This window comes from Xanthomonas cissicola (genome assembly GCF_008801575.1).
Lineage (GTDB): Bacteria > Pseudomonadota > Gammaproteobacteria > Xanthomonadales > Xanthomonadaceae > Xanthomonas > Xanthomonas cissicola.
In genome coordinates this window covers 33,601-49,244 of the sequence record NZ_VZPL01000024.1, presented here as the reverse complement: position 1 = coordinate 49,244, position 15,644 = coordinate 33,601, and the positions used below count along the sequence as shown (strand labels likewise).

Sequence of the window (15,644 nt, the reverse complement as noted above, 5' to 3'; positions counted from 1 at the left end):
CGCTCACGTCAGTCGGGCGTGGACGTTGCCGGAATCGGCATGTACCGCTCACTGCCGTTCTGAGTGCGCCCTCCACGCCCGACTGACCACTGCGCGCTACCTGTTGTCAGCCGCGCTTATGCAGCTGCTGCGCAGCCCAGACCGCCAGCGTTTCGCGGCCGATCTTGGCGTTGTGGCGGATGTCGACCGGAAAGCCGGAATGGCGCAGGAAACGCGCGATGCCTGCGGTGTGCGGGTGGGCAGCGCCCAGCGCGCGCAGGTCGATTTCCACCTGTGCGAACGCCGACGCAGACACCCCCGGCTGCAACTCCACGCACAGCACCGGTTGCTGTTGTCCGGGCCCACCTACGCCAACCAGCGCGGTGCGCCGCACCTGCCGATGCACGTTGAACACCGGCTCCACCTGTTCGGTGTACAGCGGGCCGCTGGCGGCTTCCACGCGGTGGGTCTTGCGCCCGCAGAACCACAAGCGCCCTTCGGCGTCGACATATCCGACATCGCCCATGCGGTGCACGACACGCTCGCTGCCATCGCTGCAGCGTTCGCGGATCTTGGTGATGCGCGTGGCCGCATCACGGTTGAAATAGGTATCGGTGGCGGTGGGCCCGGCGACGGTGATCTCGCCGACCTCACCGGTCGCCAGCTCGCGCACGCCGCTCCAGTCGGCAATGGCCGCATCGTCGATGGCGATGATGCGCACCTGGTTGGGCGGCACGACATGGCCCACACAGGTGCCGGCACCAGCCTCGGTGGCGGCGCGCGTGGCGTCCAGGGTGCGCCCTTCGATCGCGGCCACCGGCAGGCACTCGGTGGCGCCGTACGGGGTCCAGAACTGCGCATCGGCCGGCAGCAGCGCGCGGATCTTCGCCACCACATCCGGTGGCACCGGCGCACCGGCGGAAGTCGCCAGGCGCACGTTGGGAAGCGGCTGCCCATAGTCGGCCAGCACGCGCATCAAGGCGGGCGAACCGAACAACTGCGTCACGCCGAAGCGGTTGATCGCATCGTGCAACTTACGCGGATCGGCGCTGCCCGGACGCGTTGGGTCCATGTCCGGAATCACCGAGGTCAGCCCCAGCGCCGGGTCGAACAAGGCGAAAGGCGGAAACGTCGGCAGATCCACCCCGCCGGGCTGCATGCCGAATGCGTTGCGCAGCAATTCGATCTGGCCAACGAAATGCCGGTGGCGATACACCACACCCTTGGGCACACCGGTCGAGCCACTGGTGAACAGGATCGCCGCCACATCGTCCGGCGCGGTGTCGGCCAGCTGGCTGCCTGCGCCGGCGCCATCGCGCTCCACCCGCGCCAGCGTGACTCCACCCCAGCCGTAACGTCCGCCGACGGTAACGATCTGCGTTGCCGAGCGCGCCCAGCGCAACAGGCGACGCGCCAGCTGCGCCAGCGCAATGCCGATAAATGCCTGCGGCTGCGCTTCGTCCAGACACTGCTTGAGCGCACGTTTGTCGATGCCGGGGTCCACCAGCACCGGTACCGCGCCAGCCTTGAACAAGGCGAACATCAGCAGGAAGAATTCCGGCGACGGCCGCACCATCACCACCGCACGCGCGCCGCGACCGATGCCGTGGCGTGCCAGGCCGGCGGCAATCGCATCGCTGCGCGCATCCAGCTCGGCATAGCTCAAGGTTACATCGTAGGCGGCAAACCCATTGGCGCCGCGACCGCCCGGGCAACGGATGGCGATCTGGTCGGGGCGCTCGCGCGCCAGTTGCGGAAGGGTGGCCGCGATATTGCAGAGGGTCGTCATCGGCGCATTATCACCCATGCGCCGATGGCGCCGGCCGCTTGCAGGCTGCCTGAAGGCAACGCGCGACGCGGGCGCAAGCGCGGCTCCTCATCGTGCGGCGGCATGACGCATCGATGCGCGCAGTGGCCGACCCAACCGCCGCAACGCGTTTGCAGCGCATGCCAGAGCGCTATGGCACCTGCGGAGCGCCGCATACCCGGGCGTGGCGGAGCGCATCTGAATCGCTAACCGGTCACCGCAGCACGCTACTTGTATCGCGGCGCGGTTCGGTCAAAATGCCGCGCTTCCCACGCGATTTCGCCGCGCCAGGCCCGGCATTCCATGGCACACCCCTGCCTTACCTGCGGCGCCTGCTGCGCCTATTTCCGCGTCAGTTTCCATTGGAGCGAAGCCGATCCCGCATTGGGCGGCAGGGTGCCGATCGAGCTGACCGAGGCGCTACGCACGCATGAGCGGGCGATGCGCGGCACCTCGCAATCGCAGCCGCGTTGTATCGCGCTGGACGCAGACATCGGTCGCTACAGCCGCTGCAGCATCCACGACCGCCGCCCGTCGTCCTGCGCGGCCGTGCCGGCCTCGCTGGAATTCGGGCAGCGCAGTGCGCAATGCGATAAATCGCGCTTGGCGCATGGCCTGCACACATTGACCGATGCCGATTGGGTCGGCGTGGACGACGCGCAACGCAACCCGCTGCCGCCGGTGTAACGCCGTAGCGCAGCACCTGTGTTGTGCTCGCAACAGCCTCGGCAGGCATCTGGCCGAGATGACCGGTGCGCTGCATCGGATGTCGATGCAGTCATTCCAGTCATTGCGTGCAGTGAGCTGACGCGTAGCCGCACGCTGCTGCCGGCGCAGTGCGCTACAGCGGATTGCGCTCCAGAAATGCGCGAATCGCCGGCACCAGCACCTCGTGCTTGTCTTCCAGCACGTAGTGATTGGCATCGTTGAATGCAGTCACTTCGGCCTGCGGCAGCGCCCTGCGAAAGCCGGCCAGAAAGTGCTTGTCGAAACAGATATCACGCAGGCCCCAGGCGATAAAGGCCGGGCGGTCGGCGAACGCGGGCAATGCCTGCGCCGAGCGCTCCAGCAACGACCAGCCCTGGTCGGCCGGCGACAGGGGTATGTCCTGCATGAAGCGGATGGTGGAGATGCGGTTGCGCCAGTTGTTGTACGGCGCCACGTAAGCGCGGCGCACATCGGCCGGCATGCGCCGCGAGACGCCAAACCACGACGCGCCGGACGAAAACGCATTGAACGTGCGGATAAACCACTCGCCCGGCCGCCAGTGCCGGCCCATCGCGATCTGCCACGGCATCGGCTTTTCCGCCGGCAACGGGAACGCAGCCGTGTTGGTGATCACCAGCCGCTTGACCTGCGCATGATGCGACAGCGCCCAACCGAACCCGATCATGCCGCCCCAGTCGTGCACCGCCAGCGTGACCGGGCCGGTGATGCCCAGATGCCGCAGCAAGGTGTCCAGATCGTCCACGCGCGATTGCAGCGTGTAGTCGTAGCGCGGCTGTGCGTCGGGCGCATCGTCCGGCTTGTTGGACAAGCCCATGCCGATATGGTCGGGCACGATGCAACGGTAGCAATCGGACAGACCGCTCACCAGATGCCGCCACAGATAGCTCCACGACGGATTGCCGTGCAGCATCACCACAACCTCGCCGTCGCGCGGACCTTCGTCCAGATACGACATCGCAACGCCGGGGCGCACCTCAAGGCGCTTGGGGGGAAAGGGATAGCCGGGGTAGTTCATGATCTCTCGATGTAAAGCAGGGACTGAAATGCGTCTGGCGATTCGTCTAAGACATCGCACCTCACCATCGCTGCAAGGTTGAACTGTTTGCAACAGTGGTGTGCGAGGAAATCGCTCACAGCGGTTGCGCGCCTTCGCTGAGGATGTCGAGATACGCCTGATAGGCAAAGATGCGATGCCGCTGCTGGCCTGTGAGTTCGTTGACGATGTCCAACTCTTGCAGCGTGCGTACCGCTGCGCGAATGGTCGGCACACTCAGCGACAGGTGCGGCGCAACCTGCGGTACCGCCAGCACCACACGCCGCGCGAATTGCTCAAACACCAAGCCCACATTGCCTGCTCGCTGGCCTAGCGCTGCGATGCGTGCACGATCGCGCGCCAACAGCGCCAGCAACCGCTGTGCAGTATCGACAGCTTGCTGGGCGGTTTCGGCCACGCCGTCCAGAAAGAAACCCAGCCACCCTTCCCAGTCGCCATTGAGCCGGACTGCGTTGAGGCGGTCATAGTAATCGGCGCGGCGCCGCTTGAAATACAGGCTGAGGTACAGGCTCGGCTCTCGCAGCACACCTTCGCTACACAGAATCAGGGTAATCAGGAGCCGTCCCAGCCTTCCGTTGCCATCGCTGAAAGGATGGATGGTCTCGAACTGCACGTGCGCAAGGGCAGCTTTCACCAACGAGGGCATCTGGCCCTGCGACGCATGCAGAAACTGTTCGAGTGCCGCTAGCGTATCGGGCAGTGCATCTGGCGGTGGCGGAACGAAATGGGCGAGTGCGGGCGATGCCCCTCCTACCCATACCTGACTGCGACGGAACTCGCCGGGCTGCTTGCTGGCGCCGCGGCCACCCTGCAGCAGCAACGCATGCATTTCGCGGATCAACCGCAGCGATAGCGGAAAATCGTCCTCTCGCAGGCGACGCAGACCATGATTGAGGGCAGTAACGTAGTTGGAGACTTCCTCAACATCGTCGATGGGGACGCCCGGTGCCGCGTCCATTTCGAACAACAGCAAATCCGAAAGTGACGATTGCGTCCCCTCGATCTGGGATGACAGCAAGGCTTCCTTGCGCACGTACTGATAGAGGAAAAGCTCCGGGTCCGGCAGCATCAGCGTGATGCCATCCAATCGCCCCAATGCCTGATCGGCAAGCTCCTTGCGCGCAACCAACGCAACCAGGGAGAAGTCCAATGCCGGCTCCGGCGGCAGTGGGCTGGGCACGAACGCTTGATAGCGGCTGCCGGCAAGGGCTCCGGCAACATAATGCCCAGTCGTGCGATGCGGCATCTTCCTTCCTTACAGGCAGCAATGGTTCTTGCAAGGAAACTTAGATAGCACTTTTTTTCTTAAGCGGCGAGGTTGCACGGCATGCAGCAAGGCATGCCGTGCAACCTCGCATCACCAAACCACTTCCGCCATCGAGCAATTCAAGCCCGAGCCGATGCCCAGCAGCGCGATGCGGTCGCCCTTCTTCAGGCGGCCCAGCTCCTTGAGCTTGCTCAACACGATCGGCACCGAGGCCGGACCGATGTTTCCGTGCTCGCCGAAGATGGTCATGACCTTGGCCGGGTCGATGCCGAACGACTTCACGAAGGCGGCGGTGTGGGGGCGGCTGACCTGGTGGATGACGAACTGGTCCAGCTCGTCCACCGCCCAACCCAGCACCTGGCGCGCGGCCATGAAGGTCTTCTGGGCCAACTTGATGCCTTCGATCAACAGCAAGCGGGTATCGGTGACCATGCGGTCCAGGTTGCCCCGGCATAGCTTGTTCCACTCGGTGGCCGAGCGGGTCACGCCGCCCTTGTAGCGCGGGGCGTCGGGCACCAGCTCGGTACGCGCCATGACCATGGCTGCTGCACCGCACCCCAGGGTCAGCGCGGCAAGTTCGTTGCGGAACTCCTCCTCGGTGACGTCCGGCGAGGTCATGCGCTCGAGGGTCTTTTCGTACACCAGGTTGGCAGTTTCGCCATCCACGACCAAGGCATAGTCGATCTCGCCGCGCTCGAGCATGCGCGCGGCGATGTCCATGCCATTGATGAAGGCGAGGCAGGCGTTGGCCACGTCGAAGGTAACGCAGTGGTCGCCCACGCCCAGGTTGCCGGACACGATGGACGCCGTGGACGGCTCCAGGTAGTCGCGGCTCACCGAGGTGTTGACCAGCAGGCCGATCTTCTCGATGCCGATACCGGCGTCGATCAGCGCCTTGCGCGCGGCCTGGGTGGCGGCGTCCGAGGCCTGGACATCCTGGTCCCACAAGCGCCGTGCATGGATACCGGCAACGTCGCCCAACACGTCGGTCTTGATCCCGAGGCGGTCGTAGGTCGGTTGCAGGCGTTCGTTGATTTCCTTGGAAGTCAGCGTGTGCGGCGCATCAACATGCGCCAGTCCCGCGATGGAGACATTCTGGAAGAGCATCGAAGTAGCGCCATGGCGTCAGGCGAGGGGGCGCTAGTCTAGCCGCTGGCTGGTTTTACCGCATCTTTACATTTGAAACGCCTGCGCCCCAGCCCAACGGTTCAGCGCGGCGGGCAGCGGAAGGCGTTGAAACGCTGGCTGCCGTCAGCCGGCTGGCCTTGCGCCTGCACCGCATTGGCGTTGGCGCCGGGGGCCTCGTTGCGCGCCAGCGTTTCCAGCTCTTCCTGCACGCGCAGCGGGTTGCGGTTGTAGAAGCCGACCTTGCTCTTGACCGTCACCACCACTTCGCCCTGCTGCTGACACCCCGCTGGCACAGGGCCTGCGGGCAGCACCCGCACGCTTTTGCCGCTTTGTTCGATCGGCACCCAGGTGCACGCCGCAGTGGAGGTGGCAACCAGAACAGACAGCATCAGCACGCGCATAAGTCATCACACCTGTGGGGAAAGCCGGATTGTGCCGCAGTTGCCTGCTGGCGATCCGGCGCGCGGTAGCACACGCAATCCACCCATTCAGCGCGCCGAACCGCCTTGCCTTAAGCGCGGGTACCCGTTCGAGCACGATGTCCGCCGCCGTGCAACGCGTCCGGGTGTCCGGACGCGGACACCTCTACCCGTCTGAAAACCCTTCAAAAACAATGATCTTTAGTTGGCACACCGTTTGCTCTGCTTTATTTCGCAACCACGGGCCGCACCTGAGACTGACTTTTCGCTGAACAAAATCAAAAGCCATGCAAAAGTTCTTGTGCATACCGGAACGGTGTACTACCTTACTACCACACCACTGCCTAACAACACCAAGAGACCTCGCCATGAAGACCCAGACCCTGCGCATCGCCCTCTCCACCGCCCTGTTCGCTGGCGCCACCTTGGCCGGCTTTGCCCAAGCCACCAACCTGACCACCCTGGAGACCGTGCAGGTCCACCCGGCCGCCGACCAGATCGCCCAGCAGACACTGGAACGCAACAGCGACATCCGCACCCTGGCCGCCGTGCAGGTGCGTCCCTCGGCCGAGCAAGTGGCCGCCCTGGCCGCCGAACAGGCCGGCCCGCGCATCGTCACCTTGGCGGCGGTGCAGGTGCGCCCTTCGGCCGAGCAGCGTGGCGACCTGGTGGTACGCAGCGCCGCCGCCAGCGCGCAGAGCGCCTCCAGCCAGGCAGCTGGCGCCATCGGTGCACTGATGGGCCAGGTCATCGTGAACCTGCCGACGCCGCAACTGCAGCCCTCGCCGGCCGAACTGGAAGCGCTGGTCAACGCCGCCATCAGCCTTTAAGCGGGCGCGCAGCTACACTTGCGCGCATGTTAGCACCTGTCCTCGATGTCATCCTGTTTCAGCCCGAAATTCCGCCCAATACGGGCAATGTGATTCGCTTGTGCGCCAATACCGGCGCGCGCCTGCACCTGATCGAGCCGCTCGGCTTCGACCTCAGCGACAAGCAGCTCAAGCGCGCCGGCCTGGACTACCACGAATACGCACCATTGCAGGTGCACGCCGACCTGCCCAGCGCACTGGCCGCGATCGCGCCCAAGCGCGTATTCGCACTGAGCACCCGCAGTACGGTGCGCTACGACACACCGCAGTTCGCCGATGGCGATGCGTTTTTGTTCGGTCCGGAAACCCGCGGCCTGCCGGCCGAGGTGCTGGAGTCGATTCCGCCGCAGCACCGGCTACGTCTGCCGATGCGCCCGGACAACCGCAGCCTCAATCTGTCCAACACCGTTGCGGTGATGGTGTTCGAAGCCTGGCGGCAATGGAATTTCGCTGGCGGCCAGTAGCACGCAATAGCCGGAACTGTGCGCAACGACATGCGCCTACCTGCCCGCTGCCAGGCCGCATTGCCACATGCGCGGTGAGATCCTGGCTGTCGCACCTGATATCTCGCCAAGACGCCTCATCGGTGTCGGCTGTCATCGTTCGACGGCGATAGACACTGCATCGATCCGGATTAACGAAGCGATGCTGCGCGCCGCGTCATCTGCGCGTATGCCGGGCCTCCTGGCCGACAGGACACGCCCCGGATCAGATCGCACTTGCTCACCCTCGCCGGCGCAGTGCGGTCGATACCGCGCAAGCCGCAACGGCCAGCGATCGGTAGCCACCTTCGTGCGCGCACTGCGCATCGGTCACAGCATTGTCTCGGCCTGTACGGAGGCCCCTGCCTGCAACATGCCGCGACAGCCGGCCCACAACGCCACTGCCAACAGCGCGATCGCACCCAAGGTCAGAAACGCGATGCGGTAACCGAAGGCATGCGCCAACCAGCCACCGAACGCCGGACTCAGTGCCGCACCGACGCCCTGCACCGTCATCACCGCGCCCTGGCCGACATTGACGCGCCCGGTGCCTTGCAACAAGCGTGCGACCAGCGCCGGCACCACCACGCTTTGCAGGCCGGCGCCGAGCCCATCGAGGATCTGCACCGGAAACACGCCCCAGCCATGGATCACCGATGCCGCCACCAAGGCACGCAACGGCAGGGCCATGAACGCCACCAGCAGCACCCACCAGTGCCCGTGCACGCGGATCCAGCGCATCGCCAGCAGCGCGACCACCACCATCGTGGCCTGTGCCACCACGATGGTGGTGGCCGTCAACGCACTCGGGTCGCCGGCATGCGCCGCCACGATCGCCATGCCGTACAGCGGCAGCATCGCCGCATTGCCCAGATGGAACAGCCCCAGCGTCACCGCCAGCAGCGCCAACGGGCGGCACGTCAGCAGCACGCGCCAACCACTCAGCGCATCGCCACCGTTGTTGCTCGCAAGACCGCGTGCTGCGCGGTGGTCGATGGCCGCAGCCGGAATCGCCAGCACGGCCACCAGCGCCAGGGCGCCGAAAAATGCGGTCAGCAGGAACACTGCGGCAAAGCCGTAACGCCATCCCAACCAGCCAGCCAGCACCGCGGCCAGCACGTTGCCGGCATGGTTGGCCACCTGGTTGCGCGCCAGTTGATGGTCGAAACCGCGCGCGTGCACCAGCCCCAGGGTAATGCCCGTCAATGCCGGGCCGATGCCGGCCGCCGCCAACGCCGAGGCGATCTGTGCGGCGACCACGCCGGAAGAGGTGGGCTGCAGCCAGATCAAGGCGGTGGCCAGCAAGATCGCCAGGCAACCGATCACCACCACTGCGCGTTTGCGCCGGGTGGCATCGACCAGCGCGCCGGCCGGTGTGGTGGCGAGCATGCCGGCGATGCCGCCCACGCTCATCACCGTGCCGATCGCCGCCACCGACCAGCCTTTGGATTGCAGGAACACGCTGAGGAACGGCCCCAGCCCGTCCTGCACATCGGCCACGCTGAAATGCAGTGCTTCCAGCGCGCGCGTGCCACGGGGCCTGGTCTTGGTCATCGGCATGGCAATGCTCCACTGCGAGCGCGCACGAAGGCGCACGTGGCAGACCAGGGGGCAAGCATCTCAGTGGCGCGCGGTGGCCGCATGTCCGGCTCCTAGTGTTTGGGCTTGGGCTTGGGTTTATGCGCGGGCCCGTGCGGCGGATGCTCGATCTGCTTCAGCGTCGCCGCCTTGCCACCCAAGGCATGGGCATGGATCAGTACACCGTGCGGCGTGGCCTTGGTCTCGCCTTCGGCCACCAGTGGCTTGCCGACCACCAGCTGTTTGGCGAAGTCGCCACCGGCATGCGGCGGAAACCGCACCGTGACCGCATCGTCCAGCAGCACGCCATGCACCTGCCCGTGCGGACCATGCAGCAACCGGGTGATGGTGCCGCTGTGCTGGGCCACTTCCGGCTTGGGCGGTTTGCCGGGTGGCTTGGGTTTGGGCTTGGCATGCGGCCCATGCGGGCCTTCATCGAGGATGCGCTTGCCACCTTCCGGATCGATTGCCAACGCCACCAACATCTCCACGTCGCGCGGCTTGAGGCCACGCACGGTGAGCGCGCTGCCCGGCCTGAGCGCCTTCAGCAGCGCCTCGGACAGATGCGGCGGGGTGTGCACTTCGGTGCCATCGGTGAGCAGCAGGCCGTCGATATCGGCCTTGGGGTTGAGCAGGAAACGCGCCAGGGTGCCGCGGGTGGCGGGGAGGAAATCAGGGTCGACCCAATGCATGGTGTTACTCCGAAAAAGGACCGGCATTGCCGGTCAAGCCGCTGGCCACGCGGCTGCGTGACCAGCGGAGGAAACCAACGAACAAGACAGGGGTGGTACGACTCAACGGCCGGCCGGCGGGACTGGAGCGCCCGGCGGGGGCGGCGGCAGCGGGCCGTCCGGACGCGGCGCGGTGAACAGCGCGCGCAGCGAGGAGCGATCACGCCCCAACTGGGTCGCCTCGATCGCACGGCCGTCCGGGGTGGCCACACCCAGGCCGCTGGCGCTCAGCGGTGCGCCCACGCGCAGCAGATCGGCAAACTGCAGCGCCAGATGCGGCGGCATCCGCACCACCGTGCCATCGCTGACCAGCGCACCATTGATCTCGCCGGCAGGCCCATAGACCAGGCGCTGGATCGTGCCATCGGACTGCAACGGGGTCAGCTGGCCGGGGGGCGGCGGCGGTGGCGGGGCCGCGCCGAAGGTCGGCGGGCGGTCGACCACCTCGCGGCCGCTACGGCCGGAGCTGATCGAACTGACCTGCAGCACCGGCAGATTGCCCAGGCGGAAGCCCTTCACGACGACACTGTCGCCGGCACGGACGGCCGCCTTCACCTCGCTGGACAGATGCGGCGGAAACCCGACCTGGGTGCCGTCGCGCAGCCACAGTCCGTCGACGTCGCCATTGGGATTGAGCAGGAAGCGCTCGACGGTACCGCTCACGCTCACCGGTGTGGCGGCGACCGGGGTCGGCGGGGCCGGCGGACCGCCGATCGGGCCATTGGGAGCCGGCGGCGGCGGCGGGGCGGCCACTTGTGCGGCGGCGGCGCCGATGGTGCAGGCCAGGGCAATTGCAAGAACAGTCTGACGCAACATGGGATGTCTCCTGCGCGGCGGGAAGGGGCCGCGTACCAGAGGTAAAGCAGCAATCGTGCCAATTGATAAGTAATTGTTTTTAAATGACTTTCATTGGCCGACAGCCGAAGAGAGACGTCTGCATTTCATCCACCCTGTCCGGTTTTGGGACAGCTGTCGCGCAGTCTGCGATCGACGCGTGCGCGCGTGTCACAAGCCGTATTCCTCCAGCTTGCGATAGAGCAATTGCCGGTGGATCCCCAACCGGCGCGCGGCCTCTGCCCGATTGCCCTGGCTCTGTTCCAGCGCCGACTGGATCATCTGTTTTTCCAGCTGCGCCACCGCCTCAGGCAGGGTGCTGGTCAACGCCGATGCACCATTTGGCGGCGCCTCGCCAGCCTCGCCCAGCGCTTCCTCCAGATCCGCCGCATCGATGCTGGCGCCGCGCACCAATACCTGGCTGCGCTGCATGACGTTGCGCAATTCGCGCACATTGCCAGGCCAGCGGTGCGCGAGCAGGCGCTCCTGCGCCGCCGGCGACAGGCTCTGCGCACGCGCTGCATTGGCGCTCAGGAAGTGCTGCGCCAGCAACCGGATGTCCTGGCCACGCTCGCGCAATGGCGGCAGTTCGATCGGCACCACATTGAGGCGGTAACGCAGATCGCTACGAAAGCGCCCGTCGGCCACGCAGGCCGCCAGGTCGCGATGGGTGGCGGCCAGCACCCGCACATCCACCTTCTGCGGGCCGCTGCCACCCAATGGCGTCACCTCGCCTTCCTGCAGGAAACGCAGCAGCTTGGCCTGCATCGGCAATGGCATGTCGCCGATTTCGTCCAGAAACAACGTGCCGCCATCGGCTTCGCGAATCAACCCGCGTCGGTCGCTGCTGGCGCCGGAAAACGCACCCTTGCGATGGCCGAACAGCTCGCTCTCCATCAATTCCAGCGGAATGGCCGCGCAGTTGACTGCAACGAATGGCGCACTGGCGCGCGGGCTGGCGCGATGCAGCGCGCGTGCCGCCAATTCCTTGCCGGTGCCGGTTTCCCCGGTGATCAGCACCGGCAGATCAGAGGCGGCCGCCAAGCCGATGCGCTTGTGCACGGTGCGCATCGCCGGGCTGTGGCCAACCAGTGCATCGTCGTCCTCGACCGGCGCAGACAACGCGTCTGTCGCTGCAGCCTGCGCATCGGCGCGACTGAGCAGTGCGCGCTCCACCACCTCCACGATGTCGGCACGACCAACCGGCTTGACCAGATGATCGAAGGCGCCCAGCGTCATCGCCTCGATCGTGTTGCCGCTGGACACATGGGCGGTCAGCATCACCAGCGGCACCTGACGCGCCTGCGCATCGTCCAGGCGCGCGCGCAGCACCGCGATGCCATCCATGCCCGGCATGCGGAAATCCACAAACGCCATGTCGATGCCGCCTTCGCTCAACCGGGCCAGCCCGTCCGGCCCATTCTCGGCGGCGACTGCCGTATGCCCGAGCGAGCGCAAGGTGGCCTGCAAGGTGGTGCGAAACGCGGCATCGTCATCGATGATCAGGATGCGCGCCATGGCAACTCCAGAATGAAATGGGTCAGCCCGTCGGCATGTGCGTAGCGCGCGTGTCCGCCATGCGCGCGCGCGATCTCGCGCACCAGCGCCAGCCCCAGGCCATTGCCGTCGGCGCGGCCACTGACGAACGGTTCGAACAAGTGTGCGGCGATCGGTTCTGCGATCGGCGCGCCATGGTTGCAGACCTGAAGTTGCAACATGCCCTCCACTGCTGCCGCTTGCAGCGTAACCTCGCTGCCTGGATCGGCGTGCTGCGCGGCATTGCGCAGCAGGTTGTGCACCGCGCGCCCCAGTTGCTGCGGATCCAGGGTCCAGCGCAACGGCGCAGCCGGCAGCAGCACGCGGGGCGGCGACGTGCCGGGCGGTAACGGACTGTGCTCCAGCAGCGTCGCCAGCCAGTCCTGCACCACCACCGTCTCCAGCTGCAGACGGATCGGCTGCACCATGCCGAGCAGGCTCTCGACCACACCATCCAGGCGACGAATCTGCCCCAGCATCAACTCGCCATGCGCAGCAGCGTCCGGCGTCGCATCGCCGCGCGCGATCTCGTTTTCCAGCGCCAACCGCATCGTGGCAATCGGGTTGCGGATTTCATGCGCCACAGTGGCCGTCATACGCCCGAGCGCGGCAAGCCGTTCGTGCCGCGACAGCTCGTCGGCCAGCCGGCGCGTCTGCGCCAGCGCCTGCGCGTTGCGCTGCGCATAGTCGTTGACCGCCGCGCCCAGCCGGTCCAGTTCCGGCGTCCCGGTCGGCGGAATGTGCGGCGTCTCGGTGTCGGCGGCCAGCGCTTGCTGGATACGCTGCAGGCGCTGGCTCCAGCGCCGCACCAGCACGCCCAGCGCAATGGCCGATATCGCCACCATTGCGAAGATCAGCAGCATGCCGACGACCAGGGGCCGCCACGCGTCGGCCTTGCTGGCCGGCACCCGCGTCATCGTCCATGCCGCGCTGCCGGATGCCAACGGACAGGCGCTGATCAGCAGTACCTCGCGGCGACCGTCGCGACGGTATTGCGCCGCTTGCTTTGTCGTCACGCTCTGCTGCGCCGTGTTGACGATGTTGGCCCACTCAGCGGCGGGAATATCGGTCTTGTGGTCGCTGCCGTCGTAGGTCGGGTACGCGTAGGCAACAAAGCCCTTGTGCAGGTCCCAGACACCGCCTTCGACACCTGGTGCATCGGCCAGCACCAGCTGCACCACCACCGCTGCCAGGCCAGCGCCATCGTCGCCGCGACGCGCTGCCTCGCTTGCCCCGGCATAGCGTTGCACGATGCGCGCGCATTGCCCGCCCAATTGCTGGCGCGCCTCCTCCAGCCGCACTCCCTCGGTCTGCCGATACAGGCCGTACAACATCGTGGCCACGCCCACACAGGCGGCCACGATCACCATCCAGATCAGCAACAGTTGCCGGAGCAGCGAACGGGGCATGGACGAAGCGGCCTGAAGAGGACAGCCAGTGTGCGTGAGTGCAACTGAATTAACGCAGGTTGGTCTTTACCAACGCGATGACCTCGTCGCCACGCCCGCTCATCACTGCCTTGAGCAGATACAGGCCCATCCCCTTGGCCTGTTCGAGCTTGATCGCCGGCGGCACCGCCAGCTCCTGCGTGGCGACCCGCACATCCACTAGCGCCGGACCCGAATGCGCGAAGGCTTGGCGCAATGCACGCTCCAGTTGCGACGACTCATCGACACGAATGCCCAGGATGCCCATCGCGTTGCTCATCGCCGCGAAATCCGGATTGCGCAGCTCGGTACCGGTATCCAGATAACCGGCGGCCTTCATCTCCATCGCCACGAATCCCAGCGAGGCGTTGTTGAACACCACCACCTTCACCGGCAGATGCAATTGCGCCAGCGAAATGAAATCGCCCATCAGCATCGCAAAACCGCCATCGCCCGATAGCGAAATGACTTGCCGACCAGGAAATGCTGCTTGCGCGCCAAGCGCCTGCGGCATCGCGTTGGCCATCGAGCCGTGATTGAACGACCCCAGCAAGCGGCGCTTGCCGTTCATGCGCAGGTAGCGGGCGGCCCACACCGTGGGCGTGCCGACATCGCATGTGAACACTGCATCCTGATCGGCAATCTGGCTGATCAGCCGGGTCACGAACTGCGGGTGCAGCGGCTGGCCGGGATCTGCCGGCACCGCCAGATCGTCCAGCCCTTCGCGCGCCTTGCGGTATTGCGCAAGCGACTTTTCCAGGAAGCCACGTTCTTCGCGGCGCTGCAGCTGCGGCAGCAACGCTGCGATGGTTTCGCCCACATCGGCGGCAATGCCCAGCTGCAACGGCGTGCGCCGACCGAGCGCGCTTGGGTCGCGATCCACCTGCACGATGGTCGCGTCCTTTGGGTAGAACTGCCGGTACGGAAAATCCGTGCCGATCATGAGCAAGGTGTCGCAATTGAGCATCGCGTGATAACCGGAACTGAAACCGATCAGGCCGGTCATGCCGACATCGAACGGGTTGTCCCACTCCACGTATTCCTTACCGCGCAGCGCATGCACCACCGGCGCACCCAACGTGTCGGCCAACGCCACCACTGCGTCATGCGCGCCGGCGCAGCCACTGCCGCACAACAGCGTCACTGCCTTGCTCTGCTGCAGCAGCTCGGCCAATTGCCGCACATCCTCGGCGGCAGGCAGCAGCCGTGGCTGACGCAGCGCCGACCACGCACTGGAGACATGTTTGTCGACCTCCAGCAACGCGATATCGCCGGGAATCACCACCACCGCCACGCCTTGCTGCAGGATGGCCGTGCGCATCGCCCGATGCAGCACTTCCGGCAGCTGCGCCGGGTTGATCACCATCTCCACGAAGTGACTGCACTCGCGAAACAGCTCTTGCGGGTGGGTCTCCTGAAAGTAGCTGAGCCCGATCTCGGACGATGGGATATGCGCGGCAATCGCAAGTACCGGCTGGCAGCTGCGATGGCAATCGAACAGCCCGTTGATCAGGTGCAGATTGCCCGGCCCGCAACTGCCCGCACACACCGCCAGCTGGCCGGTCACCGCCGCCTCGGCACCTGCGGCGAATGCGGCCACTTCTTCGTGCCGCACATGCATCCACTCGATGGTCTGCATCTCGCGCAAGGCATCGGTCAAGCCGTTGAGGCTGTCGCCGGTGACGCCCCAGATCCGCTCGACCCCGGCGCTCTGCAGCGTCTCGGCCAGAAAGCGCGCCAACGTCCTCTTCTTCGCCACGATGCAGCTCCACAAGGTGTGTTCAACAGGCGTGCAATGCTCCCA

14 protein-coding genes and 1 other RNA gene are annotated in these 15,644 nt (G+C 65.9%); 4 read left to right on the top strand and 11 right to left on the bottom strand.

Annotation, left to right across the window (positions count from 1 at the left end):
* The first annotated feature begins 39 nt into the window (after positions 1-39).
* A non-coding RNA gene (locus tag F7R02_RS12230) (sX9 sRNA) lies at positions 40-112 on the top strand.
* Here the strand turns inward: F7R02_RS12230 and oleC are convergent.
* Complete coding sequence (oleC, locus tag F7R02_RS12225; protein WP_078591075.1) at positions 107-1,768, bottom strand: olefin beta-lactone synthetase; 1,662 nt, start codon at positions 1,766-1,768, stop codon at positions 107-109. The two genes, F7R02_RS12230 and oleC, sit on opposite strands and share 6 nt — an antisense overlap.
* A gap of 321 nt (positions 1,769-2,089) precedes the next feature.
* Between oleC and F7R02_RS12220 the strand changes: the two genes are divergently transcribed.
* The gene (locus F7R02_RS12220) at positions 2,090-2,473 is read left to right on the top strand and encodes a YkgJ family cysteine cluster protein (RefSeq protein WP_078591065.1); all 384 of its coding nucleotides are present in this window, start codon (positions 2,090-2,092) and stop codon (positions 2,471-2,473) included.
* Between the two features lie 154 nt (positions 2,474-2,627).
* Here the strand turns inward: F7R02_RS12220 and F7R02_RS12215 are convergent, their stop codons facing one another.
* The 4 genes from F7R02_RS12215 to F7R02_RS12200 form a co-directional block, all read right to left on the bottom strand.
* Positions 2,628-3,530: an alpha/beta fold hydrolase gene (locus F7R02_RS12215; RefSeq protein ID WP_078591064.1), complete on the bottom strand. Its 903-nt coding sequence runs from the start codon at positions 3,528-3,530 to the stop codon at positions 2,628-2,630.
* A gap of 115 nt (positions 3,531-3,645) precedes the next feature.
* The gene (locus F7R02_RS12210; protein WP_172397281.1) at positions 3,646-4,815 is read right to left on the bottom strand and encodes a Fic family protein; all 1,170 of its coding nucleotides are present in this window, start codon (positions 4,813-4,815) and stop codon (positions 3,646-3,648) included.
* A gap of 111 nt (positions 4,816-4,926) precedes the next feature.
* On the bottom strand, positions 4,927-5,943 hold the full coding sequence (locus F7R02_RS12205; RefSeq protein ID WP_005912222.1) for a 3-oxoacyl-ACP synthase III: 1,017 nt from the start codon (positions 5,941-5,943) through the stop codon (positions 4,927-4,929).
* 101 nt (positions 5,944-6,044) lie between these two features.
* Positions 6,045-6,365 carry a DUF4156 domain-containing protein gene (locus tag F7R02_RS12200; RefSeq protein ID WP_003488921.1) on the bottom strand — a complete coding sequence of 107 codons (321 nt, stop codon included), beginning with the start codon at positions 6,363-6,365 and terminating at the stop codon, positions 6,045-6,047.
* Between the two features lie 386 nt (positions 6,366-6,751).
* On the opposite strand from F7R02_RS12200, the gene F7R02_RS12195 reads away from it, so the two are divergent.
* A complete protein-coding gene (locus F7R02_RS12195) occupies positions 6,752-7,213 on the top strand; it encodes an XAC0231 family protein (RefSeq protein WP_078591063.1) in 462 nt (153 codons plus the stop codon).
* 26 nt (positions 7,214-7,239) lie between these two features.
* Entirely contained in the window at positions 7,240-7,716 is a 477-nt protein-coding gene (locus tag F7R02_RS12190; protein WP_078591062.1) for a tRNA (cytidine(34)-2'-O)-methyltransferase, read from the top strand.
* Positions 7,717-8,064: 348 nt separating this feature from the next.
* On the opposite strand, the gene F7R02_RS12185 is transcribed toward F7R02_RS12190, so the two are convergent.
* The 6 genes from F7R02_RS12185 to poxB form a co-directional block, all read right to left on the bottom strand.
* Positions 8,065-9,294, bottom strand: coding sequence for an MFS transporter (locus tag F7R02_RS12185; protein ID WP_005928629.1), 1,230 nt, complete (start codon positions 9,292-9,294; stop codon positions 8,065-8,067).
* Positions 9,295-9,386: 92 nt separating this feature from the next.
* Entirely contained in the window at positions 9,387-10,004 is a 618-nt protein-coding gene (locus tag F7R02_RS12180) for a hypothetical protein (protein ID WP_005912215.1), read from the bottom strand.
* 102 nt (positions 10,005-10,106) lie between these two features.
* Entirely contained in the window at positions 10,107-10,859 is a 753-nt protein-coding gene (locus F7R02_RS12175) for a hypothetical protein (protein WP_078591061.1), read from the bottom strand.
* A 189-nt stretch (positions 10,860-11,048) separates the two neighbouring features.
* Positions 11,049-12,395 carry a sigma-54-dependent transcriptional regulator gene (locus F7R02_RS12170; RefSeq protein WP_078591060.1) on the bottom strand — a complete coding sequence of 449 codons (1,347 nt, stop codon included), beginning with the start codon at positions 12,393-12,395 and terminating at the stop codon, positions 11,049-11,051.
* Positions 12,380-13,822, bottom strand: a complete 1,443-nt coding sequence (locus F7R02_RS12165; RefSeq protein WP_078591059.1) for a sensor histidine kinase — start codon at positions 13,820-13,822, stop codon at positions 12,380-12,382. The genes F7R02_RS12170 and F7R02_RS12165 overlap by 16 nt, the downstream gene beginning before the upstream one ends.
* Before the next feature lie 49 nt (positions 13,823-13,871).
* Positions 13,872-15,581, bottom strand: coding sequence for a ubiquinone-dependent pyruvate dehydrogenase (gene poxB / locus F7R02_RS12160; RefSeq protein ID WP_172397282.1), 1,710 nt, complete (start codon positions 15,579-15,581; stop codon positions 13,872-13,874).
* Between the last annotated feature and the right edge of the window lie 63 nt (positions 15,582-15,644).

Bases quoted from the DNA above. Each gene is read 5' to 3' on its own strand.
- F7R02_RS12200 (WP_003488921.1), bottom strand. From the start codon at position 6,365: ATGCGCGTGCTGATGCTGTCTGTTCTGGTTGCCACCTCCACTGCGGCG.
- F7R02_RS12165 (WP_078591059.1), bottom strand. From the start codon at position 13,822: ATGCCCCGTTCGCTGCTCCGGCAACTGTTGCTGATCTGGATGGTGATC.
- F7R02_RS12205 (WP_005912222.1), bottom strand. From the start codon at position 5,943: ATGCTCTTCCAGAATGTCTCCATCGCGGGACTGGCGCATGTTGATGCG.
- F7R02_RS12180 (WP_005912215.1), bottom strand. From the start codon at position 10,004: ATGCATTGGGTCGACCCTGATTTCCTCCCCGCCACCCGCGGCACCCTG.
- F7R02_RS12175 (WP_078591061.1), bottom strand. From the start codon at position 10,859: ATGTTGCGTCAGACTGTTCTTGCAATTGCCCTGGCCTGCACCATCGGC.
- F7R02_RS12170 (WP_078591060.1), bottom strand. From the start codon at position 12,395: ATGGCGCGCATCCTGATCATCGATGACGATGCCGCGTTTCGCACCACC.
- F7R02_RS12210 (WP_172397281.1), bottom strand. From the start codon at position 4,815: ATGCCGCATCGCACGACTGGGCATTATGTTGCCGGAGCCCTTGCCGGC.
- oleC (WP_078591075.1), bottom strand. From the start codon at position 1,768: ATGACGACCCTCTGCAATATCGCGGCCACCCTTCCGCAACTGGCGCGC.
- F7R02_RS12190 (WP_078591062.1), top strand. From the start codon at position 7,240: ATGTTAGCACCTGTCCTCGATGTCATCCTGTTTCAGCCCGAAATTCCG.
- F7R02_RS12220 (WP_078591065.1), top strand. From the start codon at position 2,090: ATGGCACACCCCTGCCTTACCTGCGGCGCCTGCTGCGCCTATTTCCGC.
- F7R02_RS12195 (WP_078591063.1), top strand. From the start codon at position 6,752: ATGAAGACCCAGACCCTGCGCATCGCCCTCTCCACCGCCCTGTTCGCT.
- F7R02_RS12215 (WP_078591064.1), bottom strand. From the start codon at position 3,530: ATGAACTACCCCGGCTATCCCTTTCCCCCCAAGCGCCTTGAGGTGCGC.
- F7R02_RS12185 (WP_005928629.1), bottom strand. From the start codon at position 9,294: ATGCCGATGACCAAGACCAGGCCCCGTGGCACGCGCGCGCTGGAAGCA.